Here is a 26,500-nt window from a genome sequence, read left to right as displayed (position 1 = left end):
AAAACACAAATTTGAATTTTCAAATTTGTGTTTTTTTTAGGTCCAAAGTTACAAAGAGGCAAAGGGAAAGAGTTTTTAGATACTTTGCGAACTTTGCGTATTCTTAGCGTGCTTTGCGGTTAAACCAAAATAAGCTGCATAAAAACTAAATCCAACCAGTGGTCAAATTTATAGCCTACTTCGCGAATTGTTCCTGTAGCAACAAATCCGAATTTTTCATGAAAAGCAATACTTCCTGCATTATCAGCGTCAATAGCGCCAATCATAACATGATATCCTTGTTCTTTAGCCAAACGGATTAATTCTGTCAAAAGTTTAGAGCCAATTCCTTTTCCTATTATATTATCGACCACATAAACAGAATGTTCAACAGTATATTGATAGCCAATCTTTTCTCTAAACTGCCCGTAACTCCCAAAACCAACCACTTCGCCGTCTAAATCGGCTACAATTACAGGAAGATTTTTAGCCATTTTATCTTCAAACCATTTTGTTTGAACTTCCAAAGTCTGAATTTCATAACTATAATTAGCAGTAGTATGTAATATGGAATGATTTACAATTTCTAGAATTTTTTGCAAATCGTTTGTTGTTGCAGGTCTTAATATAATGCTCATTGGTATTATTACAGTTATTTGGTATTCAATTCAGCTAATAAAGTGTCTACTTCTTTAGAATTCCAGTCCATTTCTTTGGCTATGGCTTTGGCATTTTTGGCGTATTCTAAAGCTTTCTTTTTGTCTTTTATTTTATTGTAAAGTTTTGCTTCAAGCAAATTACCGTCATACGAATCATTTAATTCTAAAGAACGATCTACCCAAGAGATGGCTTTTTTTAAACTCTCTTTATCATTAATATGTTTAAAATAAGTGTTTCCGATATCTTTTAAAAAGCTCGCATCATTCCAAACCAATTTTTGGGTTTCTTCGAGCGTAACTTTTTTGTAAAAGTCCCATTTTTCAGTTCTTTCTGCCAATGTTAAATCATATTTAAAAACCAAAGAATCAGTTTTTTGCAATCTGATCGATTTAGCAACTTCTCTTTGTTTGTAATAGTTTACGGTATCTAAATTGTCAATCAAAGGACGAAGCAGTTCGTTTACAATACTTTCAATTTTACGGTCAACTCGATTTTGAGAAGCAACAGCCGCAAACTCTTTCTGATGATTTAAAACATACTGAAATTCTCTAGATTTAATATCAGTAACTCCATTTGCAATAACTCGCCAGTTTACTTCGCTAACCAATTGCTTGTCTGTTTGAGTATTCAGATAAATATGCGTTGGTATTGACAATTCTGTTCTGTCTTTTCCTTTTCTTAAAGTATTTAAATAATAAAAGAACTTATCTGAATTGCTAGGATCTGCAAGAAATTGTTTCTCTAAATGAGGCAATTGCATTTTCGGATTCAAAGCATTGTTGAGTTCATTTAAGAATTCAGGCTTTTTCATTTCGCCTTTTAATGCATAAATTAAAGTTTCATTACTATCAAGAAATAAGAAAGTAGGAAGCGATTTGGTATTGAATTTATTCTTTAATGCAGTTCCTTCTTCTTTTTCAATGTTTTTATAAGTGCAAACAAAATTTTTATTCAAAAAATCCATAACAGCAGGATCGCTCAAAACTTCCGCTTTCATTAAATTACAATGTGGACACCAATCAGCATAAAGCATAACAAAAAGTGGTTTTCCTTCTTTTTTTGCATTTTCTAAAGCCGTTTTGTACGGAACATCTACAGGAACAAATTGATTCTGAGAAGTTATGGTTTGAAAAGTAACAGATAAAAAAAGTATAAATAAGAAACGCATATTAGGTCAGGCTTTTATTAATTATTCGATTTTACAAATATATTCCCTTTTTCGAGAAAGAGCCTTAATATATTCCTAATTATAACATAAATCAAGTGTGAAGTTTGTAACTTTGTAAGCAAGATGAGGAAAAACGAATTAAAGAATTTTCTTAAAAAAAAAAGTAATACACCACAGGAATGATTTACCCCAAAATAGCGCTTGCACAAAGCATTATCGAAATTTTATCTGCCAAAGACATTGTCAATATTATAATTTCTCCAGGATCTAGAAATGCACCATTAACCATCGGGTTTGCTCAAAATCCAAACTTCAACTGTTACAGTATTGCAGACGAGCGTTGTGCCGCTTTTTTTGCTTTAGGAATTGCACAGCAAACCAAACAGCCAACGGCAATAGTCTGTACTTCAGGATCAGCTTTATTAAATTATTATCCTGCTTTGGCAGAAGCGTTTTACAGTCAGATTCCACTGATTGTCATTTCTGCTGACCGTCCGCAGAACAAAATTGATATTGGTGACGGACAAACCATTCGTCAGGAAAATGTTTTTGCTAATCATTCTGTTTTCAATGCGAATTTAACCGAAGAAGCATCAGAAGAGAATGATCTGAAAATCAATCTGGCAATTGAAACTGCAATTCTTAAAAAAGGCCCCGTGCATATTAATGCGCCTTTTGAAGAACCTTTATACGAAACAACAGAAGAGCTTTCTGTACAGCCAAAAATTACAAATCCAAAGCCAGAAGCTTTTCCATTAATAATAGAAAATAATGAAGAAGTAATTTCTGTTTGGAATACTGCAAAACGAAAATTAATCTTAGTTGGAGTTAACGAAGCGAATACAATTGATAAAGAAATTATTGAAAATTTAGCTTCAGATCCATCTGTTGTCGTGCTTACAGAAACGACTTCAAATCTTCATCACGAAAGTTTTATCAATTCAATAGATACTTTAATTACGCCTTTTGATGATTTTGATTTTAAGAAATTTAACCCTGAAGTATTGGTTACTTTTGGTGGAATGGTGGTTTCAAAAAGAATAAAAGGATTTCTGCGAAAATACAAACCAAAACATCATTGGCACATAGATACTTTGCGGGCTTATGATACATTTGGTGCATTGACCAAGCATTTTGAGATGCAGCCAAATGATTTCTTTAAAGACTTGCTTTCAAAAACATCTTTTGTAAAAAGTAATTATTTTAATAATGTAAATACGGTTTACCAGACAAGATTAGAGAGAAGAAAAGACTATTTAAATAAAATCGAATTTTCAGATTTTAAAGTTTTTGAAAAAATAATCGAATCATTGCCTAAAAACAGCATGCTACAGATTAGCAACAGTTCTGCTATTCGTTATGCACAGCTTATTGATATTGATAATTCTATAGAAGTTTTTTGCAATCGAGGAACAAGCGGAATTGACGGAAGCACTTCTACAGCAATCGGTGCAGCGGTTGGAAACGAAAAACAAACCATTTTTGTTACTGGAGATATAAGTTTCTTATACGATAGCAATGCTCTGTGGAACTCTTATATTCCTAAAAATTTCAAGATTATTTTAGTGAATAATGGAGGAGGAGGAATCTTTAGAATTCTTCCAGGACATCAGGAAAAACCTGTTTTCAATACTTATTTCGAAACATCGCATAAATTGACTGCAGAACATTTAGCAAAAATGTATGGTTTAAATTATTTTACAGCTCATGATGTTCAATCATTAGAAAACGGAATCAATTCTCTATATGATTCTAACGAAACCCCGTGTATTCTAGAAATCTTTACGCCAACAGTTGAGAATGATGTTGTTTTAAAGCAGTATTTTAAATACTTAATTTAAAATTGAAAGAAAATTATTGTTAAAATTATTGTTTTAAAACTTCCTTAATTATACATTTGGTCTATTATTCACCAAATTATATAATTATGAGCAAGAGAGAAGAATTAATTAAAAAGTATGCTTCAGATTTGAAAGATAAATGTGGAGTAACTCCAAACATGGATTTATTGACTAAAGTTACCATTGGCTGCGGTCCTTCTATATATAATGATGATGCATCAGTTGTAGCAGGATCTCAAGAATCTGAATTAGAGACGGTAAAAAACAATTTTTTAGTTAAAAAGCTAGGTTTAAAAGATAGCCCAGAATTATTCGGAGCAATTCACGCTGTATTAGAAAAATACGGAAAATCTAACAAACACAAATACAGAGCTGTTGTGTATTATTTATTGACAGTTCACTTTAAAAAAGAAAGTGTTTACAAATAATATACATTTGGCATAATTTAAAATCCCTTTATAACGACTGTTGTAAGGGGATTTTCTATTTTTTTCCTGCAAATTAAGTTTTGTTAAAATTAATTTCTTTGTACCGCACCAAACTTCGTACCTTTGCGCCTCAGAAACTTAGCAGTTCGACTGCTTAGAAACTTATAAAAATGCTAGAAATAGGAAAATACAATACGCTAACTATATTACGTGATACCAAAGTTGGTTTATTTTTAGGAGACCCAGAAAATGATCCAGATGGAGTTCACGACGTTTTGCTTCCCAATAAATATGTGCCAAAAGTATTTGAAATTGGCGAAGAATTAATCGTTTTTGTTTACTTAGATCACGAACAGCGACCAGTTGCAACCACTTTGGTTCCGTACATTTTATTGAATGAATTTGCTCTTTTACGTGTAAACTACATCAATAATGTTGGTGCTTTTATGGATTGGGGAATGGAAAAAGATATTCTTGTTCCGTTCAAAGAACAGGCACGTCCAATGGAAAAAGGAAAACGCTACTTGGTGTATTTATACATGGACAAACAGACTAATCGTTTAGTCGCTTCAAGCAAAACCAATCAATTTTTGAGCAACGATACGTTGACAGTTGAAAAAGGAGAGGAAGTTGATTTAATTGTTTCTCATATTACAGATATGGGAATCAATGTTATCATAAATGAGCGTCACAAAGGGCTTTTGTATAAAGACGAAGTTTATGACGATTCAATAAGAACTGGAGACAGAATGCGCGGTTATATCAAAAACATTCGTCCTGACAATAAAATAGACGTTGCGCTTCAAGCACAAGGCTTTGAAAGCATAGAACCAAATGCTGAAAAAATATTAAGCGAGCTAAGAGCTAGCAGAGGGTTTCTTAGATTGAATGATAATTCTCATCCCGAAGACATTAAAACCGTTTTGAAAATGAGTAAAAAATCATTCAAAAAAGCAATCGGAGCTTTATACAAAGAAAAACTGATTGAAATTAAAGAAGACGGGATTTATTTGGTAAAGGAATAGAAATTCCAATTTAAAAATTCCAAATTCCGAGACTGATTCAACACAATCCATTGGAATTTGGAGTTTAAAATTTGGAATTTATTTTGTGTTAGCAAAATTATTATAACACAAAAGGCTGCTCATTACAAGCAGCCTTTCGCTTTTTATTCAGTTTTAAAAAAAATTGTAATTAAAAAAAAACAGAAATAAAATAATTCGAGTCCATCTCAGAACAATAGCTTTACGAATTTTAGAAATTATTCTATTGATGGGTATGTCTTTTAAATAATAAATGTACCTATCTCAAAAGCAAAAAAATAAATTTCACGGCTCATCCATTGGTTTTATAAAATAACTTTTAGAAAGTGCGAATTAGTACTTTTTTCCTCTTTTCGTTATCATTTCTATACTAATTATAGATACAATTCTAACATTTAACCTTAGGTGTTACTTTTTTCTTTTTGAAGTTTCGACAAACACATAAATCATTTGCTCTTTTAATTGAGGTTTATTCGTGAAAACCCTAAAAAAATGAGCGACAAATTTTTTAAATTTTCTCAAAAAAATCATTTTTTAGGTTAATAAATCAGTGAAAGAAAATCAATCTGAAATCTTTGAAATATTTTCTATCTCATTGATTTCTAGGGTGTAAAATTAATTATTATTTTTCTAAACTAATGTTAAAAAATGTTATTTTTTGTAAGTAAATACCAATTGTTAACATTGAAGGGTAATTTAGCAAAGACTTAAGGCAGATTGAGTAGGTAAAGTAGTAAAAATGCTTTATTTTTACCGTATAATTATTAAAACAAAAAATCAAAATGGATTGGATTACAGCCAGAGAATTTGAAGATATAACTTATAAAAAATGCAACGGAGTAGCAAGAATTGCCTTTAACAGACCAAATGTTAGAAATGCATTCCGTCCTAAAACTACTTCAGAATTATACCAAGCTTTTTACGACGCGCAAGAAGACACTTCAATTGGAGTTGTTTTACTTTCTGCTGAAGGACCTTCAACAAAAGATGGAGTTTATTCTTTCTGCAGCGGCGGAGATCAAAATGCACGCGGACATCAAGGATATGTCGGAGATGATGGACAGCATCGTTTGAATATTCTAGAAGTGCAACGTTTAATTCGTTTTATGCCTAAAGTAGTTATTGCTGTTGTTCCAGGCTGGGCTGTAGGTGGCGGACACAGTTTACATGTAGTTTGCGATATGACGCTTGCTAGTAAAGAACACGCTATTTTTAAACAAACTGACGCTGACGTAACTAGTTTTGATGGTGGTTATGGATCGGCATATTTGGCTAAAATGGTAGGGCAGAAAAAAGCACGTGAGATTTTCTTTTTAGGTAGAAACTATTCTGCTCAAGAAGCTTTTGAAATGGGAATGGTAAACGCAGTAATTCCTCATGACGAATTGGAAACTACTGCTTACGAATGGGCTCAGGAAATTCTTCAAAAATCACCAACATCTATAAAAATGCTAAAATTTGCAATGAACTTAACAGATGACGGAATGGTCGGACAACAAGTTTTTGCAGGAGAAGCAACTCGTTTGGCTTACATGACCGAAGAAGCTAAAGAGGGAAGAAACGCTTTCTTAGAAAAAAGAAAACCAAACTTCGGTGAAAATAAATGGATACCTTAATAATTTTAGATTTCTGATTTTAGATTTTCAATCTATAATTTTAAATCAGAACATAATAATCTAAAATCTATATTCTAAAATCTAAAATTAAAACATGAAACATTGGATTGAAGCCGCTAGATTGCGCACATTACCTTTATCAGTTTCCGGAATTATAGTTGGAAGTATTTATGCTTTGTCAAATCCAACCGAAACTATCAATACGCCAACCGAAGTATTCAGCTGGAAAGTTTTTGGTTTTGCCTTATTGACAACTTTAGGATTACAGGTTTTATCCAATTTTGCAAATGATTATGGCGATGGAGTAAAAGGTACTGATAATGCAGATCGAGTAGGGCCGCAACGTGCTATTCAGAGTGGTGTTATTACGCCGCAGGCAATGAAAAAAGCCATTATTATTACTTCACTTTTGACTTTATTATCTGCTATAATCTTGATCTATTTTGCTTTTGGAAAAGATAATTTCGGATATTCTATCTTTTTTCTTCTATTAGGAATCGCAGCTATTGTAGCGGCGATTAAATATACCGTAGGTAATTCAGCGTATGGCTATAGAGGACTAGGAGATGTATTCGTTTTCATTTTCTTCGGATTAGTGAGTACTTTAGGGGTTAACTTTTTGTATGCAAAAGAAGTCGATCCTCTTTTAATCCTTCCAGCTGTAGCAATCGGATTATTAAGCGTTGGTGTTCTGAACTTAAACAATATGCGCGATCAGGAATCTGATAAAAAATCAGGAAAAAACACAATCGTAGTACAGATTGGAGCTCAAAATGCCAAAAAATACCACTTTTTCCTAATCATTACAGCGATGGTTTTGGTGGTTGTATTTGCTATTTTAAGCGATTATAACTTTGACCAATACTTATTTGTACTGGCTTATATTCCGTTGACAAAACATTTAATCACGGTTTACAAAAACCAAGATCCAAAATTATTAGATCCAGAATTGAAAAAACTGGCATTAAGCACATTTTTGCTTTCTATATTACTTACAGTGTGTATGATTTCGCTGATTTCAGACATCATTGTAAACCTCTTTTTAGGAGGAAGATAAAAACAAATGTTTAATTTAAAAAAGGTAACAAAATGAAAATTACATACTACGGACACGCTTCATTAGGAATTGAAGTAGGAGGAAAATACATTATTGTGGATCCATTTATTACCGGAAACCCACAAGCTGCATCAATCAACCTTAGCACAATAAAAGCCGATTATATTTTACTAACGCATGCACACGCTGATCACGTTTTAGATGTTGAGGCCATTGCTAAAAACACGAATGCAGTAATTGTTTCAAACGCTGAAATTGCAAGCTACTATGCCAAAAAAGGATTCAACTCACACCCAATGAATCATGGCGGAAGCTGGAAATTTGATTTCGGAAAAGTAAAATATGTAAACGCCATTCACTCAAGTAGTTTTCCAGACGGTTCTTACGGAGGAAATCCTGGAGGTTTTGTAATCGAAGGCGAGCATAAAAACATTTACATTGCTGGAGACACGGCATTGACCTATGACATGAAATTGATTCCGCTTCGCACAAAATTGGATTTGGTAATTCTTCCAATTGGAAACAACTTTACAATGGATGTTGAAGACGCTATTATTGCATCAGATTTTGTAGAATGTGACAAAGTTCTAGGATATCACTATGATACTTTTGGTTATATCGAAATCAATCACGAAGAATCAATCCGTAAATTCTTTGATAAAGGAAAAGATTTAATGCTTTTGCCAATCGGAGATTCTATTGAATTATAATAGTCATCTTGAGCGGAGTCGAAAGAAGGAGCTAATCCCGCTTTCGGCTAAATTCCCGATTAACAAAAACTACGGCTGAAAAAGCCTTGTTTTGTTAATCGGGAGATACCGCCTCTATCGGGGCTAGGGCACTCAATTCCATAAGAAAGTTATTTGGCATAATCTATGTTAATTGAATTTTGAGTTTTAAAAGTAAAAATCATTTTAATCTGTGAAATCTGTGGCAATTAAAGCGTCATCACAAAATACAACTTTCAGAAAAAACATTTTATTACTATTTATCGCAATCTCCTGTAACGCGTTCGCACAAAAAGACGGTTATTGGGATAAAGAACGTGCTACAACCAAAGAAATTATGGTTCCAGCACGCGATAGGATTTCTATACCAACAGAAGATTTACCTGTTGGAACTACAGAAATTGTCTATAGAATTACCCTTTTAGATAAAAATCAAGAAATGGCCAATAGTTTGGTCTCTCTTTTAAAAGCAATTCCAGATCCAACAGGCGTTAGTCAAGGTTCTGCAGGTGCTGTTTTCTTGATGTCAAAAATTTCAGGTGATGATGAATGCACCTATTCGATTTTTACCTCTAATGAAAATGCAAAAAAGTATGTTACAGATGGTAAAATTGATAAAGCTTGCTATTCTCAGGCAGAACCTGTTAGCAAAGATGCTAAACGCTTATCTGTAAATAAATCGTCTTGTTTAAAAGAAAACATCAGCACAATTTGGTTTGGTTTTGAAAGCAAAAACTGGCTTTTAAGTCAAAAAGTAGTTTTAGAAGTAGTGCCTTGGGTAGATACAAAACTAAACCGTGGTTGGAATCAGGACAATAAAAACGAAATTATAAGTTTGTGCAAAACATCTACAATGGCACAGAAAATGGCCAATTCTGATGATTTTTGCGTTTGTATTCTCAATAAAATCATGAAACAATATCGTTATGATGAGTTTCAAAAATTGTTGGCTGTCGAAAAAACAAAAGTGTATAAAGATTTTGGAAACAGCTGTTACAAAGATGCTGATATTTCTAAAAATGTATTCAACGATTTAAGAACACAAGTGGCGTCTTTAATAAAAGCTCAAAAATACAACGAAGCAATTCCGAAATTAAATACAATTGTAAACGAAGGAAAAGCAACTGCATTAGATTACAGTTCGCTTGGATACTGCTATATTTTGACCAAACAATATGCAAAAGCCTTAAAAGCGCTTCAAGAAGGAGAAAAGCTGGACGATACAGAATTATTAGTCAAATTAAATTTAGCTCATACTTATTTAGTGAGCGATGATTACAGTGCTGCCAAAGCCATTTACAAAAAATATCAAAATCAAAACGTAACTGATAGTTTAAGCTGGATTGCAAAAACGAAACTTGATTTTCAAGTATTTGAGAAAGCAGGTTTACCATCGAAAGATTTTGAAAAAATCTTAAAATTGTTTAACTAAGTTGCTGAGATACTAAGTTACTAAGATGCTAAGATTCTAAGTAGCTTAGATGTGAGATGCTTTTTAAAGCATCTTCTTTCAACTCCGTATTTCAGAACTTAGTATCTCAATAACTCAGCATCTTAGCAACTTAAAAAAAAATGAACGCATCTTATCATAAATACTTACTAGAATTTAAACGTCCGTCAGGAACTTCACGAGGAATAATGACCGAGAAAGAAACTTGGTTTATAGTACTGGAAGAAAATGGCAAAAAAGGAATAGGAGAGTGTGGTATTCTACGTGGCTTAAGCGCAGATGATCGTTCAGATTATGAAGAGAAACTAAAATGGGCTTGCGATAATATTCATTTAGGCGAAACAGCTCTTTGGAATGCTTTATTAGAATTTCCCTCCATACAATTCGGAATAGAAATAGCTTTTTTATCTCTTAAAAGTGAAGATCCATATCTATTATTTCCGTCTGATTTTACCAATACTTCAAGTTCAATTACCATAAACGGATTAGTTTGGATGGGTGAATCTGCTTTTATGAAACAGCAGATTGAAGAAAAATTGGCTGATGGTTTTAGCTGTATAAAACTTAAAATTGGAGCTATTGATTTTCATAAAGAATTAGAATTACTGCAATTTATCAGAAGTCATTTTTCTGCAGAAGAAATAGAAATCAGAGTAGATGCAAATGGTGCTTTTTCTCCAACCAATGCTTTAGACAAACTGAATCAATTAAAACAATTTCACCTTCATAGCATAGAACAGCCTATCAAAAAAGGTCAAATTGCTGAAATGGCTGAATTGTGCAAACAGACACCATTTCCTATTGCTTTAGATGAAGAACTCATTGGGGTGTTTTCGTTTGAAGAAAAAGAAAAATTGCTTAAGGATATTAAGCCTCAATATATCATTTTAAAACCAAGCTTTATTGGCGGTTTTCGCGGCACGCAAGAATGGATCACTTTAGCAGAAAAATATAATATTGGCTGGTGGATTACATCTGCTTTAGAAAGCAATATTGGACTAAACGCAATTGCACAATGGGCATTTACATTAAATTCAAACATGCCACAAGGTTTAGGAACTGGAACATTATATACTAATAATATAGATTGTCCACTTGAAGTAAAAAAAGGCCAGCTTTGGTACAATTCTTCTAAGAGTTGGGAAAAGTTTCTAAGTTTCTAAGATTCTAAGATTCTGAGTTTCTGAGTTTCTGAGTTTTTAAGTCTTTAGTTATCTAGTAATTAAATCTTAGCGTCTTAGAAACTCAGCATCTTTTTTAGTCACTCTTTTCCACCCAACAAACTATCTTGCCAATCTTTCAATTCCTTCCATTTTCCTTGATAAGCCATTAATGCTTGTTTTGCCCAAGTACTCGGATTATGCATAGCGTAGTTTTCACCGCCGGCATCCAAAATAGCCTGTAACTTTTCTGTTGAAGCTTGCGAAAGGTTTTGCCACGTCTTTATTCCTGCCTCGATAAATAAGGATTCTATCTTTGGTCCAATTCCTTCCACTATTTTCAAGTCATTTTCCTTTACTTTTTTACCTAAAGCATTTAAGGCTAATGTAGGCTCGAAAGGAATTATTTCAGGAACTATTGTTTTGTTTTTTGCGGCAAGTTCAGCTTCTAATTTTAAGATTCTTGCATTTAAATTTTTTGTATGCGCTTTGCAAACATCTAAATCGGCTTGAAGAGACGTTGAAAGGGCATTATCATTCTTAAAAGTAATTTTTCCTAGTATGTAACCTAAAATCCCGCAGATTACACCTAGTGCTATTGGTATTACAACATAAGGTACATTCATGATCGTTCTATTTTAGAGTTTAAACTGTAGTAAGTTTTTAGTTATGCGTAAAATTGTCTTAGACTGATAACTAGTTGTTTGACGAGGAATTAATTCTATCAAAATTACTTAAAATAATAATTACAAGATGTTAATAATCAGTTATTTTGATTCCTTTTGGTTTTGGATAAAAAATAATGAATTAACATATTTTTCATTTTTTATAAGCTCAAAGGCTTGATTAAAATGAGTAACTTGCATAAAAAATAATCTAAAATTAAGATGGTTGAAATAGAAAGAAAGTTTCTTGTAAAATCTGACGTTTACAAGAATCAAGCTTTTACTCAGAATAAAATTGCTCAAGGCTATTTGAGCTCTGCTCCTGAGCGTACAGTTAGGGTTAGAATAAAAGGGCATAAAGGCTATATAACCATAAAGGGAATAAGCCATAGCGGCGGTATGTCTCGTTTTGAATGGGAAAATGAAATTCCGCTTGATGAAGCACAGGAATTACTAAAACTATGCGAAAAGGGTAAAATTGAAAAAACGCGTTACGAAATACAATCTGGAGAACATGTAATTGAAGTCGATGAATTTTATGGAGAAAATGAAGGCTTAGTAATGGCTGAAATTGAACTAAATTCTGAGGCTGAAATTTTTGAAAAACCAGAATGGCTTGGAGAAGAAGTTACAAACGACGAAAGATATTACAATGCTTATTTAAGCAAAAATCCTTATAAAGACTGGCAAAAATAAAATGACAGAATCAATATATGACCTTGTTATTGTAGGAGGCGGACCGATTGGTCTTGCCTGTGCAATAGAAGCTGAAAAGAAAAAATTAAAATATGTAATTATAGAAAAGGGCGCAATCGTTAATAGTATTTTTAACTATCCGCTTTATATGACCTTTTTTTCTACCGCAGAAAGATTAGAAATTGGCGGAATTCCGTTCAATTGTCTAGCGCCAAAACCAGGACGACAAGAAGCTTTGGAATATTATAGAAATATTCATCGCTATTTCAAATTCAATATTAATTTATTTGAAAAAGTTCTTGATATTCAGAAAAATCAAAAAATTTTCAAGATTGCAACGGATAAAAACAATTACGAATCTAAGAATGTTATAATCGCAACCGGCTTTTATGATATTCCGATTGAAATGAATGTTTCAGGAGAAAATTTTCCAAAAGTCCGCCATTATTATAAAGAAGCACACGAATATGCGTTCAGAAAAGTTTTGGTTGTCGGAGCCAATAATTCTTCTGTGGATGCTGCTTTGGAATGTTGGAGAAAAGGAGCAGAAGTTACCATGGTTATTCGTAAAAATGAGATTAATAACCGTGTAAAATATTGGGTAAAACCTGATATTGAAAATAGAATTGCAGAAGGAAGCATTAAAGCTTATTTTGAATCTAATATTACCGAAATCCGTGAAAATGAAGTAGAAATTCAAACACCAAACGGAAAAGTTACAATTGAAAATGACTTCGTTTTAGCACTAACGGGATATAAACCAGATTTGAATTTTCTTGAAAAAATCGGAATTCAGCTTTCTAATGACGAACTGAAAATCCCTGTTTATAATCCAGAAACGATGGAAACTAATGTAGAAGGTTTATTTCTTGCCGGAGTAGTTTGTGGCGGAATGCAGACTCATAAATGGTTTATAGAAAACTCGAGAGTTCATGCTAATATGATTGTCGATTTTATAAGCTCAAAGTAAAAAGTTTGCCACGAATTGCACGAATTTGCACAAATTTTATAAGTTTAGTTTTTACTTTATAAAAAGGAAATTAGCGTAAATTCGTGTAATTCGTGGCAAAAAAACTTTTAGGAACTACAAGACAACATAGAACAGCCAACCTTAGTTCTAGCCCAATCTGGGCGTTTTGCAAACCATTTTTCAGATTCTGGTTGTTCGTCATATGGATTTTTCAAAAGCTGAAATAATTCATCAACCAAAGAATAATCTTCTTTATCTGCCGCATCAATGGCTAATTGCGCCATATAATTTCGCAGTACATATTTTGGATTAATCTGGTTCATTTTTTCTGAACGTTCTTCATCAGAAAGCTTTTCTGTATTTAATCTTTCCAGATAAACGGTAAACCACTTTTGCCAAGCATCAAGAATGTTTTCTTTTATTTCTTCAGGGATATAAAATGCATATTCTATTTTTTCGAATGCTTGTTCTACAGAATCCTCTTTTTTAATTTTACTAAGATTTCTAAAAAAGATAGTCATATCAGTTTCTGATAACTGCAAAATTTCTTCCAAACCTTTAATGATTTTATCATCAGCTTCACTTGAAGTAAATATTCCTAGTTTACTCAAAAACATTGTTTTGTAATCCTTTTCAAAGTCAGTTATAAATGTGTCTAGGATTTTCTCTAAAGGGGCAGCTTCATTAATTAATGGATAAAGAGCATTTGCCAATTGAAACAGATTCCATTGAGCAACATGAGGCTGATTTCCGAAACGGTATCTTCTGTTTTGACTGTCTGTTGTATTTGGAGTCCAGTCAGGGTCATAATTTTCTAGCCAACCATAAGGTCCGTAATCTATCGTAATTCCATGAATCGACATATTGTCTGTGTTCATTACTCCATGAACAAATCCAACTCGTTGCCAATGCAAGATCATTTCACGCGTTGTATCAGCCACTTTTTGGAAGAATTGCAAATACTGTTCTTTTGGTTCTCCTGTGATTTCAGGGAAATAATGCTTAATAGTAAATTCTACAAATTGTTTAAGATTTTTCAATTCATTTCTAGCTGTAAGCATTTCATAGCTTCCAAAACGAATAAAAGAAGGAGCTACTCGGCAAACGACAGCACCTTTTTCATAAGCTGGATTTCCGTTATACAAAATATCTCTTAAAACCTGATCTCCTGAGAGGGCAAGTGAAAGCGATCGAGTAGTGGGAACTCCCAAATAATGCATTGCTTCGGCACATAAGTACTCTCTTATTGAAGAACGTAAAACAGCCAAACCATCTGCAGTTCTTGAATATGGAGTTTTTCCAGCACCTTTTAATTGAAGCGTATAAAATTGATTGTTGCTTCCAACTTCTGTTAAATTGATAGCACGGCCATCGCCCAATTGTCCTGCCCAATTTCCAAATTGATGCCCTGCATAACACATGGCATACGGCTTAGTTTCCGGAAGAATCTCTTTTCCAGAAAAAACATTCAGAAATTCTTCTGATTGAATTTCATCTTTAGAAATACCAACCAATTCAGCAACTTCTTCAGAAGCGTGAATCAATTTTGGATTTGAAGGCTGTGTCGGATTTACGTACGAAAACAGCGTATTTTTTACCTGACGAATTTCATTTGTCAAATCTGGATCTGCTGGTAATTCGGCAGTAAATCTATTATTTATTTTTAGATTTTTCATTTTGTTTTCTTTCTATATGCCACAGATTACAAAGATTAAAAAGATTAAAAAGATTTTCTGTGTTATCTATTTGCCACGAATTGCACAAATTTTCACGAATGTTTTTTCAACTAAATCTAAAAATTAGTGGAAATTGGCAAACAAAAAAAAATAATCTGTGGCAAAACTTATAAAATTAGTCCGCTAATCTATCAGCATACATTTTTTTAAGTTTCTGAATTTTAGGATCGATCACAACTTGGCAATATCCAGCTTCGGAGTTTTCATTATAATAGTTTTGATGATAATCTTCGGCTTCGTAAAAAACTTCAAAAGGTTTTAATTGCGTTACAATAGGATCTGCATAAGCAGGTTGCACTTCTTCAAAAACTTTTTCTGCAATTTCTTTTTGCGTATCATCGTGATATAAAATTATCGAACGATATTGAGTTCCGCTATCGCCTCCTTGGCGATTTAAAGTTGTCGGATCATGACTTGTCATGAAAATGAAAATTAAGTCATGATATGAAATTATGTCAGGGTTGAAAGTCACTTGAATCACTTCTGCATGTCCGGTTCTGCCTGTACACACTTCACGATAAGCAGGATTCTTTATAAATCCGTCTGAATAACCCGATTTTATTGATTCTACACCTTTTAAACGCTGAATTACAGCTTCTATACACCAAAAACATCCGCCACCAAAGGTAGCTACAGATAAATTTCCCATAAATAATACTTTCTTTAAAGTTTAATGCCTATTAATTCGATAGGATATTATGATAATTTATTAAAAAAAAGTTGTTTTAACTAAAAATACTAAACGGTAATATAGTGTTTGAAGTTTACTATTGATAAATTCGCAATTTTATAAAAAAACTATATATATTTGCAATCAAACACAAGGCACAACTAATGAATAGCAAAAATAGTACCATGACACTGGAAACTTACTTCCAGGAATTTAGACAGAATATTGTCGGTATAAATCAAGAATTTACTTCGCCTTATGGCAGAAAATCAATAATTTACACAGATTGGACTGCCAGCGGAAGACTATATCGTCCGATTGAAGAAAAACTATTAAATCAGTTTGGTCCTTTTGTCGCTAATACTCATACCGAAACTACTGTATCTGGTACTGCTATGACAAAAGCATATCATCATGCCAGACATATTATAAAGCGTCATGCCAATGCAAACAACGATGATGTTTTAATTACGGATGGAACTGGAATGACTGGAGTTATCAATAAATTTCAGCGTATTTTAGGATTGAAAGTTCCTGAGAATTTAAAGAGTTTTACCAATGTTCCTGCAGAAAAAAAACCTATTGTTTTTATTTCTCATATGGAACACCATTCTAACCAGACTTCATGGTTGGAAACTATTGCAGATGTTGAGATTATTCCGTCTTGCGAGAAAGGTCTTTTTAATTTAGAGAACCTTGAAGCATTATTAGAAAAATATAAAGATAGAACAATCAAAATTGCTTCTATTACTGCCTGTTCTAATGTTACAGGTTTAAGAACTCCTTTTCACGAAGCGGCAAAGTTAATGCATCAGTATAATGGTGTCTGTTTTGTTGATTTTGCTTGTTCTGGTCCTTATGTGGAAATTGACATGCATCCCGCTGATCCAGAAGCTTATTTGGACGCTGTTTTTATGTCGCCTCATAAATTCCTTGGCGGTCCTGGAACTTCAGGCGTTTTGATTTTCAATAAAAAATTATACAATAACATGATTCCTGATTGTCCGGGCGGAGGAACAGTGAGTTGGACAAATCCGTGGGGAGAGCATAAATATATTGATAATATTGAAGATCGTGAAGATGGCGGAACACCAGGTTTTCTTCAAGTTATCAAAACTGCTCTGGCAATTGAGCTAAAAGAGGAAATGGGAATTGAAAACATTATGGAGCGTGAACATGAAATTGTCAATTATGTTTTCTCTGAATTAGATCCTGTTTCAAATATCAAAATTTTAGCTGGACAACACAAAGAACGTCTTGGGGTAATTTCATTTTTTATTGATGATCTTCATTTTAATTTAGGGGTTAAAATCTTAAACGACCGTTTTGGAATTCAAACTAGAGGAGGATGCAGCTGTGCTGGGACTTATGGCCATTATTTATTGCATGTTGATCAGGAAACTTCAAATAAATTGGTCAACGAAATTACTATTGGTGATTTGATCAAAAAACCAGGATGGATTAGAATGTCAATTCACCCAACTACAACTGATGAAGAAATTGCTTTTGTTTGTAAAAGCATTAAAGAATTGGCTGCCAATCATAAAACTTGGGCTTTGGATTATTCTTATGATAAAAATCGCAATGAGTTTATTCATAAAGACGCTACTTCGTTTGAAGACGAATTGGTTGAAAGCTGGTTTAAATCTTAGATTTTACTAAAAAAGCCAATAAAGATTTTTTAGCCACAGATTATACTGATTAGCGCAGATTTTTTTAAATCCTTTTAATCTTTATAATCTGTGGCTAGTTTTTTTAACGCAAAGAGCGCAAAGATTTTTTTTTAAGCTTTCTTGATTATCTCTGTGGTTATTGAGGTCGCAAAGTTACAAACGCGAAAGGTTTAAAAACCTGTCGCGTTTGTTTTTTTAATTTTTAAAAGGAAATTAAATCTTTTGAAATTGTTTCAGCGCAGAAAGAGCTTGCGATTGCACTTTTTTCTGAAAGAAACCAGTCCAGCCTAATAAATAACCGGTAAGTCCAAAGGCTTGTTTAGACCATTTCCAGACATCAAAATTATCGGTATGTTTGATAATTAAGCCGTCTTGAAAGATAAATTCGGCTGAAATTTTATTAATGACTTTTCTGTTTGTTTTGCTAAAATTGTAAGTAGCAATCCAATTTGCAGAACCTGTTGTGTCGTCTGCCTTAACATTTGAAAATTCAATTTTTAAGTTGCCTTTACTTTTTAACAGCAGCATTTCCCACATTTTAGAAACCTGTTCTTCTTTTAACAAACCAAAAGCTGGATCTATAAAATGAACTTTCGGATGATAGCATTCGCTCATGGTTTTAGCGTCGGCATTCGCGAAAGCGGTATAAAATTTTGTAATCAAGGCTTCATTTGAGTTCATAAAAAAAATATTTATGTTAAATATAAGATTTATTATATTAAAAAATCACTATAAAACACTAATTTCTTTAGCTGTATCAAATGTTTTTTTAGATTTATCAAACGCTGTAGAGAAATATTTCACTTTGCTATAAGCTGTAAAATGTCCAGTTAGATTTCCTGAAATATCTGGCCCGCCAGCAATGATAAATCTTATCGCATAAATATCTGTCTTTTTAAGCTTCTGCCATTCTGCGGGTGTAAAATAATAGTAAGCAGTTGTTTTGCCGTCTGCCGATTCTTTTACATTTTTATCTGTGCAAGCAATGACATCGGCATTTGTCAAATCAACGTAAACGCCTCCAGCAATTTTTGCTTTGTCGCTCGCCGTAGAAATGGTTAGTTTTAAAATACCGCCTTTTTCTGTTTTGGCTATCTGTACATTTATCTCACCAGAATAAGCATATTTTTCGCAGATAAAAGTATATTCTTGTGTTGCAGGATATGGCACAGAACCTTTTACAGTAATAGTTTGCTGTGCAGAAGCAAATATTGAAACAAATAATAAAAGAAGAAGCGGTAGTTTAAAATTCATAAGTATTATAATTTATTGATCGGCTAACTTGGCATCAAATTTTTCATCCCAATCCATAGATTTTATGGCAGAAATGAGATTGTCTTCATTTACAAAGATGCGCAATTCTTTATTGGCAACTTTTTTGGTGTACAAAGCATGATAGCGGTAAATGACTTCATGTTTGGTTTTGTAAACTCCATCTAATTTTAAATCTATAAAACTTCCATAGTATTGTCTAAATCTTTGGCAGGTTTTGGTTAAACGCTCTTCTGTTGTGTTCTCCATAACCGATTTAGTTACTTCCGTTTCATTAAAAGGTTTAAATTTTGAAGTATTACAAGTTTCTAAGACTCTCTTTCCTAAATCATACGCTTTACGCTGCTGATTTGCATTTACATCTGCTCCAGAAACTTTTTTAATTTTTAAATCTTCTGTATCTCTGCTAACGGTTTTAGATTTACATCCAATTAATAACAACAAACATATAATCAATCCTGCTTTCTTCATAACTATTTAAGTAATTTTTAATAATAAGTTAGGATCGGGACAATTTTCGATATAGAAGTTTAGGTCTTTTGTGTTGCAGACTCCAGGATAGTCTCCCCAATAATCTCCAATGTTGTGGATAATCTGAAAATGGACATGAGGTGCATAATCGCCATTTACAGAGGCTTTTCCTAAGGTTGCAATTTTTTCACCTTTCTTAAAATTGTCTCCGACATTTAAATTCTCTATACTTTCTAACGACAAATGTCCGTATAAAGTATAAAATTTCTCATTTTCTACTTCATGTTCCAATATAATAGTAGGACCATAGTCGCCCAAACCAATATTATTTTTAAAACTATGTACTTTTCCATCAAGTGCGGCAAGCACAGCAGTTCCAGCTTCTGCCCACAAATCTAATCCGATGTGAATATTGCGTTCGGGTTTTGAGGCATCTAAAAAAATAGGACTTCTTTGATATAAAAATCTTCCTTCTATATAACCGCCAAATGCAACTTTGGCATTGTTTTCTTTTAGAAAACTTGAAATATATCTTTCAAAATCTTCCGAAGTATCTAATTTCTGATTTGCCAGTTCTTGATTCGAAACCGATAAATTTAAAGGTACATATTCGGATAGATTAATTGAGGTGTCAATAACTTTAGTAGGTGGTAAGGCGTTTAAAATTGAGGCAAGGGGTTTCATAAAATTAAGCTACTTTATTTATAATTATTAATTCGTTATGTATTTCTATGCGAGGCAGCATCTTGGTTTTGAACATTTTCGGATTTACTTCAGCAACATATTTTCTGTTTCTAACATTGTGCGCTTCGTCTAATATCATGGTGTTGAACAAAACAAAGCCATTATCTTTTAAAATAGTGCAGACTCTATCAACAAAAAACTTTTCAAACAAAAAATTCGGCATATGCGTATCTTCAAAAATGTCTATAATAATGAGATCGTATTTGTCTTTTGTCTTGAGCACAAATTCAAATGCGTCATCAATAACAACTTCTAACTGTTTAATTTGATTAAGATTAAAATACTCATTGGCAATCTGAATCATATCCGGATCGATTTCAACTCCTGTAATTTTTTCTTTGTAAGCAATCTCGTCTACTAAGGTTTTGACCACACTTCCGCCGGCAACTCCCAATAGCAGAATATGTTCCATTTCTAAGATTTTATCGTAACCAATATTTCGAAGTCCATACCTTAATATGCGTTGTAAACTTCCGTATGAATAATTTGTGTTTTCAGTGTCCAATACTAATTCGCCATTTGCCCATGTAACTTCGATCATTTTGCTTCTAGCTGATTTTTTCTTAAATATTTTTATTGGAATTATATAACTGAAAAATTTTCGAATCATTTTTTATGCTTTTACTCAAATTTACCATTAAATCTTTTATTTTGCACCAAATATTAAATCTTTCATGAAAAAACTATTATACAAATTCATCTTTTATAAGCTAATGGGCTGGAAGATAGTGGGAATAGAGAATGCAGAAGTGAAAAAATGTGTATTAGTAGTAATGCCTCATACCAGCAATCATGACTTTTATATAGGTCTATTAACTCGCGGCATATCTGGATTGCAGATGAATTTTGTAGCAAAGAAGGAGTTATTTAAATTTCCATTTGGTTTTTATTTTAGAAATGTGGGCGGAGAGCCACTAGATCGTACTGGCGGATTAAATAAAGTGGATGCAATTGCTTCTATTTTTGATAGAAAAGAAATCTTTCGTTTGGCTGTTGCACCAGAGGGAACTAGAAAAAAAGTTACTGAAATAAAAACTGGATTTTATTTTATTGCGCTTAAAGCGAATGTGCCAATTGTTCCCGTTGCTTTTGATTGGGGTAAAAAAGAAGTGGATCTAGGCAAAGCAATTTATCCAACCGGAAATTATGAAGCCGATTATGAAATTTTGAAGAAGCATTATGAAGGTGTTTTAGGAAAAATTCCTGAAAATGGCATAAAATTGTAATTTCTGAGAATTTTTCCAAACGCGTGAGAATCGCGTATTTGAAAATTTTCTGGACAAAGATTCAAATACGCGCTAATTTTTGCGTTATGAAGAATAGGCCTTAAATGTGCCGTTTTTATAGAACAAGACAATTTTTTCAATTTGATCATCTTCCAAACTGAAATTTTCGTTTTTTAGAACAGGATTTTTTTTGGTTTCTCTTTTTTCTTCTTCCGAATTTATTTCTATAGCCGAGAATAAATCATTTCCCATATTTTCATTTGATAGAATAGGAGAAGAAGATTTTTGAGTTTCAACTGATTCTTCATTATTAATTTTAGGAAAAGTTCCTCTTCCTATCAAAATCCAATATAAATCTACATCTGGAAAAACTTCTAGAATTTTCATTACAAAATCTAAACTTGGCCTATTTCTTCCTGACAAAAGATGCGACATACTAGAACGTTGCACGCCAATTTTATCAGCAAAAGCAGATGCGTTTAAACCATAATATTCCAATACAGATTCAAGTCTTTTTACAAAATCATCTATGTTTACCATTGTAAATTCGTGCTTTAAATTCTTCCATTTACAAATGTAAACAAAAAGAAAGAGTATTTGAATATTATTGTTGTAATTTTAATTAGAGTTCATTTTAATGTTAAATTTAAAATTTAAATAGATAATTATAATTAACTGAAATTTATTTATTTAAGTATTTGTATGTGATATAAAAATCTCACTTAAAACAAGTTATACTCAATAATGTCAAAACTCTTCAAAAACTGTTTACAATTCTAAATTATTATTTTTTTTATCAGTTTACAATTGTAAAAATAAAGATGTTTACTTTTGTAAACTAATCGAAATGCAATGAATTTAGAACAGCTTTTTACACAATACAAAGAACAGTCCATATCTGGCAGATATCTAACTTTAGATCATATTAAACCACTTTTAGATAAGTTAAATACAAATGGTCAAGTACAGATTATTGGCACATCTGTTTTGGGAGAACCTATATATAGTTATCAAATTGGAACGGGAAAAACGCGCGCATACCTATGGTCTCAAATGCACGGAAATGAAAGTACAACTACAAAAGCTTTATTTGATTTCATTAATTTACTGAATGACGATACCGATTTTGCTAAACAAATGCTGAATACGTTCACATTTTACTGCATTCCGATGCTTAATCCTGATGGTGCAAGACTTTATACTAGAGCAAACGCAAACGAAATTGACTTAAATCGTGATTCGCAAGATTTGACTCAACCTGAAAGCAATGTGTTACGCCAGATTTTTGAAGAATTTAAACCTGACTTCTGCTTTAATCTTCATGATCAGCGTACTATATTTGGAGCAGGAACAACTGGAAAACCTGCAACTGTTTCTTTTTTAGCTCCTTCATATAATGAAGAAAGAGACATAAACGATAATAGATTAAAAGCCATTAATATAATTGCAGGAATCAATGAAGAACTGCAAAAATATATTCCCGGACAAGTTGGACGTTTTGATGACTCCTTCAATATTAACTGTATAGGAGACACTTTTCAGTTTTTAGGCGTTCCAACTATCTTATTTGAGGCAGGACATTTTCCAGAGGATTATGAGCGAGAAATCACTAGGAAATTCATATTTTTCGCGTTAATTTTAAGCTTTAAACTGATATCCGAAAACGATTTAGTTGACAATAGATTTTCCGAATATTTGAATATTTCACAAAATAATGTGGTTTTTTATGATTTTATGTATAAAAATGTCAAAATAAATTATGATGGTATCGAAATTATTACGAATTTTGTCGCACAATACAAAGAAGAATTAATCGAAAATAAGATTCATTTTAACGCTTACATAGTTGAAGTAGGCGAGTTGGAAAATTATTTTGGTCATTACGAATACGACGCAAAAGGCGCAGAATATTCGGACGATTTCCAAAACTTTCCAAAAACGGGTCAGAAAGCAAATTTTTATTTAAATAAAAATGTTAAATTTGTTAACGGATTAATAAAAAGTTAATTTTTATGTGAATTTGTTGTTTTTTATATATAATTTTATACTTTGTAATAGCAATTAGTAATATTAATTAAACAATTATGAGTAAATTTCGTTTAGATGAAGTAGATCACCAGATTTTAGATATGTTAATAGACAATACGAGAGTTCCGTTTACTGACATTGCAAAAAAACTTTTGATATCTGCTGGTACAGTACACGTTAGAGTTAAAAAGATGGAAGATGCCGGTATCATCATGGGATCTTCATTAGCCTTAGATTACGATAAATTAGGTTATTCATTTATTGCTTATGTAGGGGTTTTTCTTAATAATACATCTCAAACTAAATTTGTATTAGAGAGAATCAATCAAATTCCATTCGTAACTGTAGCTTCTGTAACTACAGGAAAATTCAACATCTTTTGCAAAATTAGAGCAAAAGATACTAAGCACGCGAAAGAAGTTATCTTTATGATTGACGATATTGATGGTGTTTACAGAACAGAAACTATGATTTCATTAGAGGAAAGTATAAACGATAAGAAGCGTTTGATGCATACTATTTTCAAAAATATGTAAGAACTTTTCTTGAATGCTATATTAAAATATAACCTCAAGTTTATTCTTGGGGTTTTTTTATGACTAATTAACCAACCAACTATAACACGATTATGTATACGTTGCCAAAAATTGAGCGTTTTAATCAAGACGTTCTCTCAAAATACCACATTTATAATAGTGTTTTCATAACATTACCATTTGATTCTATAGATAATACGGGAGTTTTACTTCCTTTATTTACAGAAACTTGCGAAACAGGCTTTAAAAAACAAGAAACACCAAAAGAAATTGTAGATTTCTTCTCAAATAAATTCTTAAATAACGCTTCTGAAGAGGAAAAAATCGATCTTATGTTTCGATTTATTCAATATATCGAGCGCCAGATTGTATTGTTTGATGCTATTGAAGACGCAGCTTTTCCTGAAGTTAACAACATGGAAGGACGCGGATCTCTTCGTGACATCAAAGAGAAATCTGATGCTAAAGAAAAAGACGAAGAATTAAGTGAATTTCTAGAAAGTTTTAATGTTCGTACCGTTTTAACGGCGCATCCAACTCAGTTTTATCCTGGTCCCGTTTTAGGAATTATAAATGATTTGACAGAAGCAATTCGTCAAAATGATTTGCTGAAAATTAAACAATTACTGGCTCAGCTTGGAAAAACGCCTTTCATTCAAAAAGAAAAACCAAATCCTTATGATGAAGCGGTAAGTTTGATTTGGTACCTTGAAAACGTCTTTTATGCTACAGCTGGAGAAATTGTTCATTACTTACAAAAGAATATTTTAGAAGGAAATCCAATTCACAATCAACTAATCAAACTTGGTTTCTGGCCAGGAGGTGATCGTGACGGAAATCCTTTTGTTACGACAGACATTACGCTTAAAGTTGCAGATCGTTTGCGTACATCAATTTTGAAATGCTATTATGTAGAAATGAGAAACTTAAAACGTAAGTTAACTTTCTCAGGTGTAGATGCTTTAGTTGCAGAACTTGAACATAAGCTTTATCGTTCTGTATTCTATTCTAAAGGAGATATTTTTATCACATTAGAAGAATTATTAACGCAATTAAACACAATTCGAACTATAATTATTGAGAAGCATCAATCTTTATATTTGGACGAATTAGACGCTCTTTTAGTAAAAATTAATTTATTCGGATTCCATTTTGCAACTTTAGATATTCGTCAAAACAGTAAAATTCACAATGCAGTTTTCAAAGATGTTGTAAATTATTATTTGAATTCTGGTTCAGATGTTTTTCCGAAAAATTATTTCGAATTGACAGAAGACCAAAAAATCAATGTTTTATCGAAAGTTAAAGGAAATCTAAATCCAGCTGATTTTGAAAATGAAATTACTAGATATACTTTAGAATCTGTTCAAGCGATTAAAACGATTCAGCAAAACAATGGTGAAGAAGGAGCGAACCGTTATATTATTAGTAATAACGAAAGTGCTCTGAATGTTATGGAGACTTTTGCCATGATTCGTTTAAATAATTGGGACAATCCTACTGTAGATATTATTCCGCTTTTTGAGTCAGTAGACGATTTACAAAATGCGCATACTATTATGGAGCAATTGTACACGAATCCAGAATATGCTAAACATTTGAAATCGAGAGGAAATAAACAAACTATCATGCTTGGATTCTCTGACGGAACTAAAGATGGCGGTTATTTAATGGCAAACTGGAGTATTTATCAAGCTAAAATTTCGTTGACTAAAATTTCTAGAGAATACGGAATTAAAGCGATTTTCTTTGATGGACGTGGCGGACCTCCAGCTCGTGGCGGTGGAAAAACACATAAATTTTACGCGTCTCTAGGTCCAAAAATTGAAAACAACGAAATTCAGATTACAGTTCAAGGTCAAACGATCAGCTCTAATTTTGGAACTTTAGATTCTTGCCGTTATAATATCGAAAACTTATTGAGTGCTGGTGTTACAAACCAAGTATTTAGTAAAGAGAAAAATGAATTGACTGCAGAAGAAACTCAAATCTTAACTGATTTGGCTAATTTAGGTTATGATAAATATTTAAGCTTCAAAAATCATCCGAAGTTTATTCCGTACTTAGAAAAAATGAGTACGTTAAAATATTACTCAAAAACTAACATTGGAAGCCGTCCTTCTAAAAGAAGCAAATCTGAATCATTAGATTTTGCAGATTTAAGAGCGATTCCGTTTGTGGGTTCATGGAGCCAATTAAAACAAAACGTTCCAGGATTCTTTGGAGTAGGTTCAGCTTTAAAACATTTTGAAGAAACCGGGCAATGGGACAAAGTGAGTGATTTGTATCATAATTCATTGTTTTTCAAAACATTGCTAGAAAACAGTATGATGTCATTAGCAAAATCATTTTTGCCGTTGACAGCTTACATGAAAAATGATCCTGAGTTTGGTGAATTCTGGCAGATTATCTACGATGAATTCTCAGAAACAAAACGCCTTTTATTGAAAATTGCTGGGCACAAAACATTGATGGAAAATTATCCTGATGGTATTGCTTCAATTCAAATTAGAGAGCGCATTGTTTTACCGTTGTTGACTATTCAGCAATATGCTTTATTGAGAATCAACGAATTAAACAAAGCCGAAGTTCCTAATGAAGAATTGGTTAAAGTTTATGAGAAAATCGTAACGAGATCATTATTTGGAAATACTAACGCAAGTAGAAATTCAGCTTAAAATAT

General features: G+C 32.5%; 26 protein-coding genes. 15 read left to right on the top strand and 11 right to left on the bottom strand.

Annotated elements, in window-relative coordinates; all coding sequences use genetic code 11:
• Positions 1-119 precede the first annotated feature (119 nt).
• The gene (locus NU08_RS11145) at positions 120-617 is read right to left on the bottom strand and encodes a GNAT family N-acetyltransferase (protein ID WP_008468951.1); all 498 of its coding nucleotides are present in this window, start codon (positions 615-617) and stop codon (positions 120-122) included.
• A gap of 14 nt (positions 618-631) precedes the next feature.
• Complete coding sequence (locus NU08_RS11140) at positions 632-1,807, bottom strand: thioredoxin family protein (RefSeq protein ID WP_129747179.1); 1,176 nt, start codon at positions 1,805-1,807, stop codon at positions 632-634.
• Positions 1,808-1,986: 179 nt separating this feature from the next.
• Here NU08_RS11140 and menD point away from each other — a divergent pair, with 179 nt between their 5' ends.
• From menD to NU08_RS11100, 8 genes are all read left to right on the top strand, one after another.
• On the top strand, positions 1,987-3,648 hold the full coding sequence (menD, locus tag NU08_RS11135; protein ID WP_129747178.1) for a 2-succinyl-5-enolpyruvyl-6-hydroxy-3-cyclohexene-1-carboxylic-acid synthase: 1,662 nt from the start codon (positions 1,987-1,989) through the stop codon (positions 3,646-3,648).
• 86 nt (positions 3,649-3,734) lie between these two features.
• On the top strand, positions 3,735-4,076 hold the full coding sequence (locus NU08_RS11130) for a DUF2853 family protein (protein WP_091131571.1): 342 nt from the start codon (positions 3,735-3,737) through the stop codon (positions 4,074-4,076).
• 170 nt (positions 4,077-4,246) lie between these two features.
• Positions 4,247-5,101, top strand: coding sequence for a S1 RNA-binding domain-containing protein (locus NU08_RS11125; protein WP_008468957.1), 855 nt, complete (start codon positions 4,247-4,249; stop codon positions 5,099-5,101).
• An 800-nt stretch (positions 5,102-5,901) separates the two neighbouring features.
• Complete coding sequence (locus NU08_RS11120) at positions 5,902-6,735, top strand: 1,4-dihydroxy-2-naphthoyl-CoA synthase (RefSeq protein WP_129747177.1); 834 nt, start codon at positions 5,902-5,904, stop codon at positions 6,733-6,735.
• A 94-nt stretch (positions 6,736-6,829) separates the two neighbouring features.
• Entirely contained in the window at positions 6,830-7,792 is a 963-nt protein-coding gene (gene menA / locus NU08_RS11115; RefSeq protein WP_129747176.1) for a 1,4-dihydroxy-2-naphthoate octaprenyltransferase, read from the top strand.
• A gap of 32 nt (positions 7,793-7,824) precedes the next feature.
• Entirely contained in the window at positions 7,825-8,502 is a 678-nt protein-coding gene (locus tag NU08_RS11110; protein WP_129747175.1) for a metal-dependent hydrolase, read from the top strand.
• 211 nt (positions 8,503-8,713) lie between these two features.
• On the top strand, positions 8,714-9,952 hold the full coding sequence (locus NU08_RS11105; protein WP_129747174.1) for a tetratricopeptide repeat protein: 1,239 nt from the start codon (positions 8,714-8,716) through the stop codon (positions 9,950-9,952).
• A gap of 140 nt (positions 9,953-10,092) precedes the next feature.
• On the top strand, positions 10,093-11,133 hold the full coding sequence (locus NU08_RS11100) for an o-succinylbenzoate synthase (RefSeq protein ID WP_129747173.1): 1,041 nt from the start codon (positions 10,093-10,095) through the stop codon (positions 11,131-11,133).
• 98 nt (positions 11,134-11,231) lie between these two features.
• Here NU08_RS11100 and NU08_RS11095 read toward each other — a convergent pair whose 3' ends face one another.
• Complete coding sequence (locus NU08_RS11095) at positions 11,232-11,756, bottom strand: hypothetical protein (RefSeq protein ID WP_129747172.1); 525 nt, start codon at positions 11,754-11,756, stop codon at positions 11,232-11,234.
• 261 nt (positions 11,757-12,017) lie between these two features.
• On the opposite strand from NU08_RS11095, the gene NU08_RS11090 reads away from it, so the two are divergent.
• Both NU08_RS11090 and NU08_RS11085 read left to right on the top strand, forming a co-directional pair.
• Positions 12,018-12,491, top strand: a complete 474-nt coding sequence (locus NU08_RS11090) for a CYTH domain-containing protein (protein WP_129747171.1) — start codon at positions 12,018-12,020, stop codon at positions 12,489-12,491.
• Between the two features lies 1 nt (position 12,492).
• Positions 12,493-13,461: a YpdA family putative bacillithiol disulfide reductase gene (locus NU08_RS11085; protein ID WP_129747170.1), complete on the top strand. Its 969-nt coding sequence runs from the start codon at positions 12,493-12,495 to the stop codon at positions 13,459-13,461.
• Between the two features lie 107 nt (positions 13,462-13,568).
• Here NU08_RS11085 and NU08_RS11080 read toward each other — a convergent pair whose 3' ends face one another.
• Together NU08_RS11080 and msrA are read right to left on the bottom strand one after the other, a co-directional pair.
• A complete protein-coding gene (locus NU08_RS11080; RefSeq protein ID WP_129747169.1) occupies positions 13,569-15,137 on the bottom strand; it encodes a protein adenylyltransferase SelO in 1,569 nt (522 codons plus the stop codon).
• Positions 15,138-15,312: 175 nt separating this feature from the next.
• A complete protein-coding gene (gene msrA, locus NU08_RS11075; protein ID WP_129747168.1) occupies positions 15,313-15,846 on the bottom strand; it encodes a peptide-methionine (S)-S-oxide reductase MsrA in 534 nt (177 codons plus the stop codon).
• A gap of 185 nt (positions 15,847-16,031) precedes the next feature.
• Here msrA and NU08_RS11070 point away from each other — a divergent pair, with 185 nt between their 5' ends.
• Positions 16,032-17,519 carry an aminotransferase class V-fold PLP-dependent enzyme gene (locus NU08_RS11070; RefSeq protein WP_129747167.1) on the top strand — a complete coding sequence of 496 codons (1,488 nt, stop codon included), beginning with the start codon at positions 16,032-16,034 and terminating at the stop codon, positions 17,517-17,519.
• A gap of 234 nt (positions 17,520-17,753) precedes the next feature.
• On the opposite strand, the gene NU08_RS11065 is transcribed toward NU08_RS11070, so the two are convergent.
• The 5 genes from NU08_RS11065 to NU08_RS11045 are packed head-to-tail and all read right to left on the bottom strand — an operon-like array spanning position 17,754 to position 20,637.
• Positions 17,754-18,221, bottom strand: a complete 468-nt coding sequence (locus NU08_RS11065; RefSeq protein WP_008468974.1) for a nuclear transport factor 2 family protein — start codon at positions 18,219-18,221, stop codon at positions 17,754-17,756.
• A 48-nt stretch (positions 18,222-18,269) separates the two neighbouring features.
• Entirely contained in the window at positions 18,270-18,794 is a 525-nt protein-coding gene (locus NU08_RS11060; protein WP_129747166.1) for a hypothetical protein, read from the bottom strand.
• A gap of 12 nt (positions 18,795-18,806) precedes the next feature.
• On the bottom strand, positions 18,807-19,283 hold the full coding sequence (locus NU08_RS11055; protein ID WP_129747165.1) for a hypothetical protein: 477 nt from the start codon (positions 19,281-19,283) through the stop codon (positions 18,807-18,809).
• A 6-nt stretch (positions 19,284-19,289) separates the two neighbouring features.
• A complete protein-coding gene (locus tag NU08_RS11050) occupies positions 19,290-19,967 on the bottom strand; it encodes a peptidoglycan DD-metalloendopeptidase family protein (protein ID WP_129747164.1) in 678 nt (225 codons plus the stop codon).
• Positions 19,968-19,971: 4 nt separating this feature from the next.
• Entirely contained in the window at positions 19,972-20,637 is a 666-nt protein-coding gene (locus NU08_RS11045; protein ID WP_129747163.1) for a spermidine synthase, read from the bottom strand.
• A gap of 64 nt (positions 20,638-20,701) precedes the next feature.
• On the opposite strand from NU08_RS11045, the gene NU08_RS11040 reads away from it, so the two are divergent.
• Positions 20,702-21,253: a 1-acyl-sn-glycerol-3-phosphate acyltransferase gene (locus NU08_RS11040; protein WP_129747162.1), complete on the top strand. Its 552-nt coding sequence runs from the start codon at positions 20,702-20,704 to the stop codon at positions 21,251-21,253.
• Positions 21,254-21,337: 84 nt separating this feature from the next.
• Here NU08_RS11040 and NU08_RS11035 read toward each other — a convergent pair whose 3' ends face one another.
• Positions 21,338-21,793, bottom strand: a complete 456-nt coding sequence (locus tag NU08_RS11035) for a helix-turn-helix domain-containing protein (RefSeq protein ID WP_129747161.1) — start codon at positions 21,791-21,793, stop codon at positions 21,338-21,340.
• Positions 21,794-22,105: 312 nt separating this feature from the next.
• On the opposite strand from NU08_RS11035, the gene NU08_RS11030 reads away from it, so the two are divergent.
• The 3 genes from NU08_RS11030 (at position 22,106) to NU08_RS11020 (ending at position 26,495) form a co-directional block, all read left to right on the top strand.
• The gene (locus tag NU08_RS11030; protein ID WP_129747160.1) at positions 22,106-23,260 is read left to right on the top strand and encodes a M14 metallopeptidase family protein; all 1,155 of its coding nucleotides are present in this window, start codon (positions 22,106-22,108) and stop codon (positions 23,258-23,260) included.
• Positions 23,261-23,337: 77 nt separating this feature from the next.
• Positions 23,338-23,817 (top strand): Lrp/AsnC family transcriptional regulator, encoded by a 480-nt coding sequence (locus tag NU08_RS11025; protein WP_008468989.1) that lies wholly within the window; start codon positions 23,338-23,340, stop codon positions 23,815-23,817.
• 92 nt (positions 23,818-23,909) lie between these two features.
• Positions 23,910-26,495 (top strand): phosphoenolpyruvate carboxylase, encoded by a 2,586-nt coding sequence (locus NU08_RS11020; RefSeq protein WP_129747159.1) that lies wholly within the window; start codon positions 23,910-23,912, stop codon positions 26,493-26,495.
• Positions 26,496-26,500 lie beyond the last annotated feature (5 nt).

The sequence above is a fragment of the Flavobacterium anhuiense genome (assembly GCF_004151235.1).
Lineage (GTDB): Bacteria > Bacteroidota > Bacteroidia > Flavobacteriales > Flavobacteriaceae > Flavobacterium > Flavobacterium anhuiense_A.
This window is presented reverse-complemented; position numbering and strand designations above follow the sequence as displayed.

Excerpts from the sequence above, each read along its gene's own strand:
- NU08_RS11145 (WP_008468951.1), bottom strand. The coding sequence starts at position 617 with ATGAGCATTATATTAAGACCTGCAACAACAAACGATTTGCAAAAAATT.
- NU08_RS11140 (WP_129747179.1), bottom strand. The coding sequence starts at position 1,807 with ATGCGTTTCTTATTTATACTTTTTTTATCTGTTACTTTTCAAACCATA.
- menD (WP_129747178.1), top strand. The coding sequence starts at position 1,987 with ATGATTTACCCCAAAATAGCGCTTGCACAAAGCATTATCGAAATTTTA.
- NU08_RS11130 (WP_091131571.1), top strand. The coding sequence starts at position 3,735 with ATGAGCAAGAGAGAAGAATTAATTAAAAAGTATGCTTCAGATTTGAAA.
- NU08_RS11125 (WP_008468957.1), top strand. The coding sequence starts at position 4,247 with ATGCTAGAAATAGGAAAATACAATACGCTAACTATATTACGTGATACC.
- NU08_RS11120 (WP_129747177.1), top strand. The coding sequence starts at position 5,902 with ATGGATTGGATTACAGCCAGAGAATTTGAAGATATAACTTATAAAAAA.
- menA (WP_129747176.1), top strand. The coding sequence starts at position 6,830 with ATGAAACATTGGATTGAAGCCGCTAGATTGCGCACATTACCTTTATCA.
- NU08_RS11110 (WP_129747175.1), top strand. The coding sequence starts at position 7,825 with ATGAAAATTACATACTACGGACACGCTTCATTAGGAATTGAAGTAGGA.
- NU08_RS11100 (WP_129747173.1), top strand. The coding sequence starts at position 10,093 with ATGAACGCATCTTATCATAAATACTTACTAGAATTTAAACGTCCGTCA.
- NU08_RS11095 (WP_129747172.1), bottom strand. The coding sequence starts at position 11,756 with ATGAATGTACCTTATGTTGTAATACCAATAGCACTAGGTGTAATCTGC.
- NU08_RS11090 (WP_129747171.1), top strand. The coding sequence starts at position 12,018 with ATGGTTGAAATAGAAAGAAAGTTTCTTGTAAAATCTGACGTTTACAAG.
- NU08_RS11085 (WP_129747170.1), top strand. The coding sequence starts at position 12,493 with ATGACAGAATCAATATATGACCTTGTTATTGTAGGAGGCGGACCGATT.
- NU08_RS11080 (WP_129747169.1), bottom strand. The coding sequence starts at position 15,137 with ATGAAAAATCTAAAAATAAATAATAGATTTACTGCCGAATTACCAGCA.
- msrA (WP_129747168.1), bottom strand. The coding sequence starts at position 15,846 with ATGGGAAATTTATCTGTAGCTACCTTTGGTGGCGGATGTTTTTGGTGT.
- NU08_RS11070 (WP_129747167.1), top strand. The coding sequence starts at position 16,032 with ATGAATAGCAAAAATAGTACCATGACACTGGAAACTTACTTCCAGGAA.
- NU08_RS11065 (WP_008468974.1), bottom strand. The coding sequence starts at position 18,221 with ATGAACTCAAATGAAGCCTTGATTACAAAATTTTATACCGCTTTCGCG.
- NU08_RS11060 (WP_129747166.1), bottom strand. The coding sequence starts at position 18,794 with ATGAATTTTAAACTACCGCTTCTTCTTTTATTATTTGTTTCAATATTT.
- NU08_RS11055 (WP_129747165.1), bottom strand. The coding sequence starts at position 19,283 with ATGAAGAAAGCAGGATTGATTATATGTTTGTTGTTATTAATTGGATGT.
- NU08_RS11050 (WP_129747164.1), bottom strand. The coding sequence starts at position 19,967 with ATGAAACCCCTTGCCTCAATTTTAAACGCCTTACCACCTACTAAAGTT.
- NU08_RS11045 (WP_129747163.1), bottom strand. The coding sequence starts at position 20,637 with ATGATTCGAAAATTTTTCAGTTATATAATTCCAATAAAAATATTTAAG.
- NU08_RS11040 (WP_129747162.1), top strand. The coding sequence starts at position 20,702 with ATGAAAAAACTATTATACAAATTCATCTTTTATAAGCTAATGGGCTGG.
- NU08_RS11035 (WP_129747161.1), bottom strand. The coding sequence starts at position 21,793 with ATGGTAAACATAGATGATTTTGTAAAAAGACTTGAATCTGTATTGGAA.
- NU08_RS11030 (WP_129747160.1), top strand. The coding sequence starts at position 22,106 with ATGAATTTAGAACAGCTTTTTACACAATACAAAGAACAGTCCATATCT.
- NU08_RS11025 (WP_008468989.1), top strand. The coding sequence starts at position 23,338 with ATGAGTAAATTTCGTTTAGATGAAGTAGATCACCAGATTTTAGATATG.
- NU08_RS11020 (WP_129747159.1), top strand. The coding sequence starts at position 23,910 with ATGTATACGTTGCCAAAAATTGAGCGTTTTAATCAAGACGTTCTCTCA.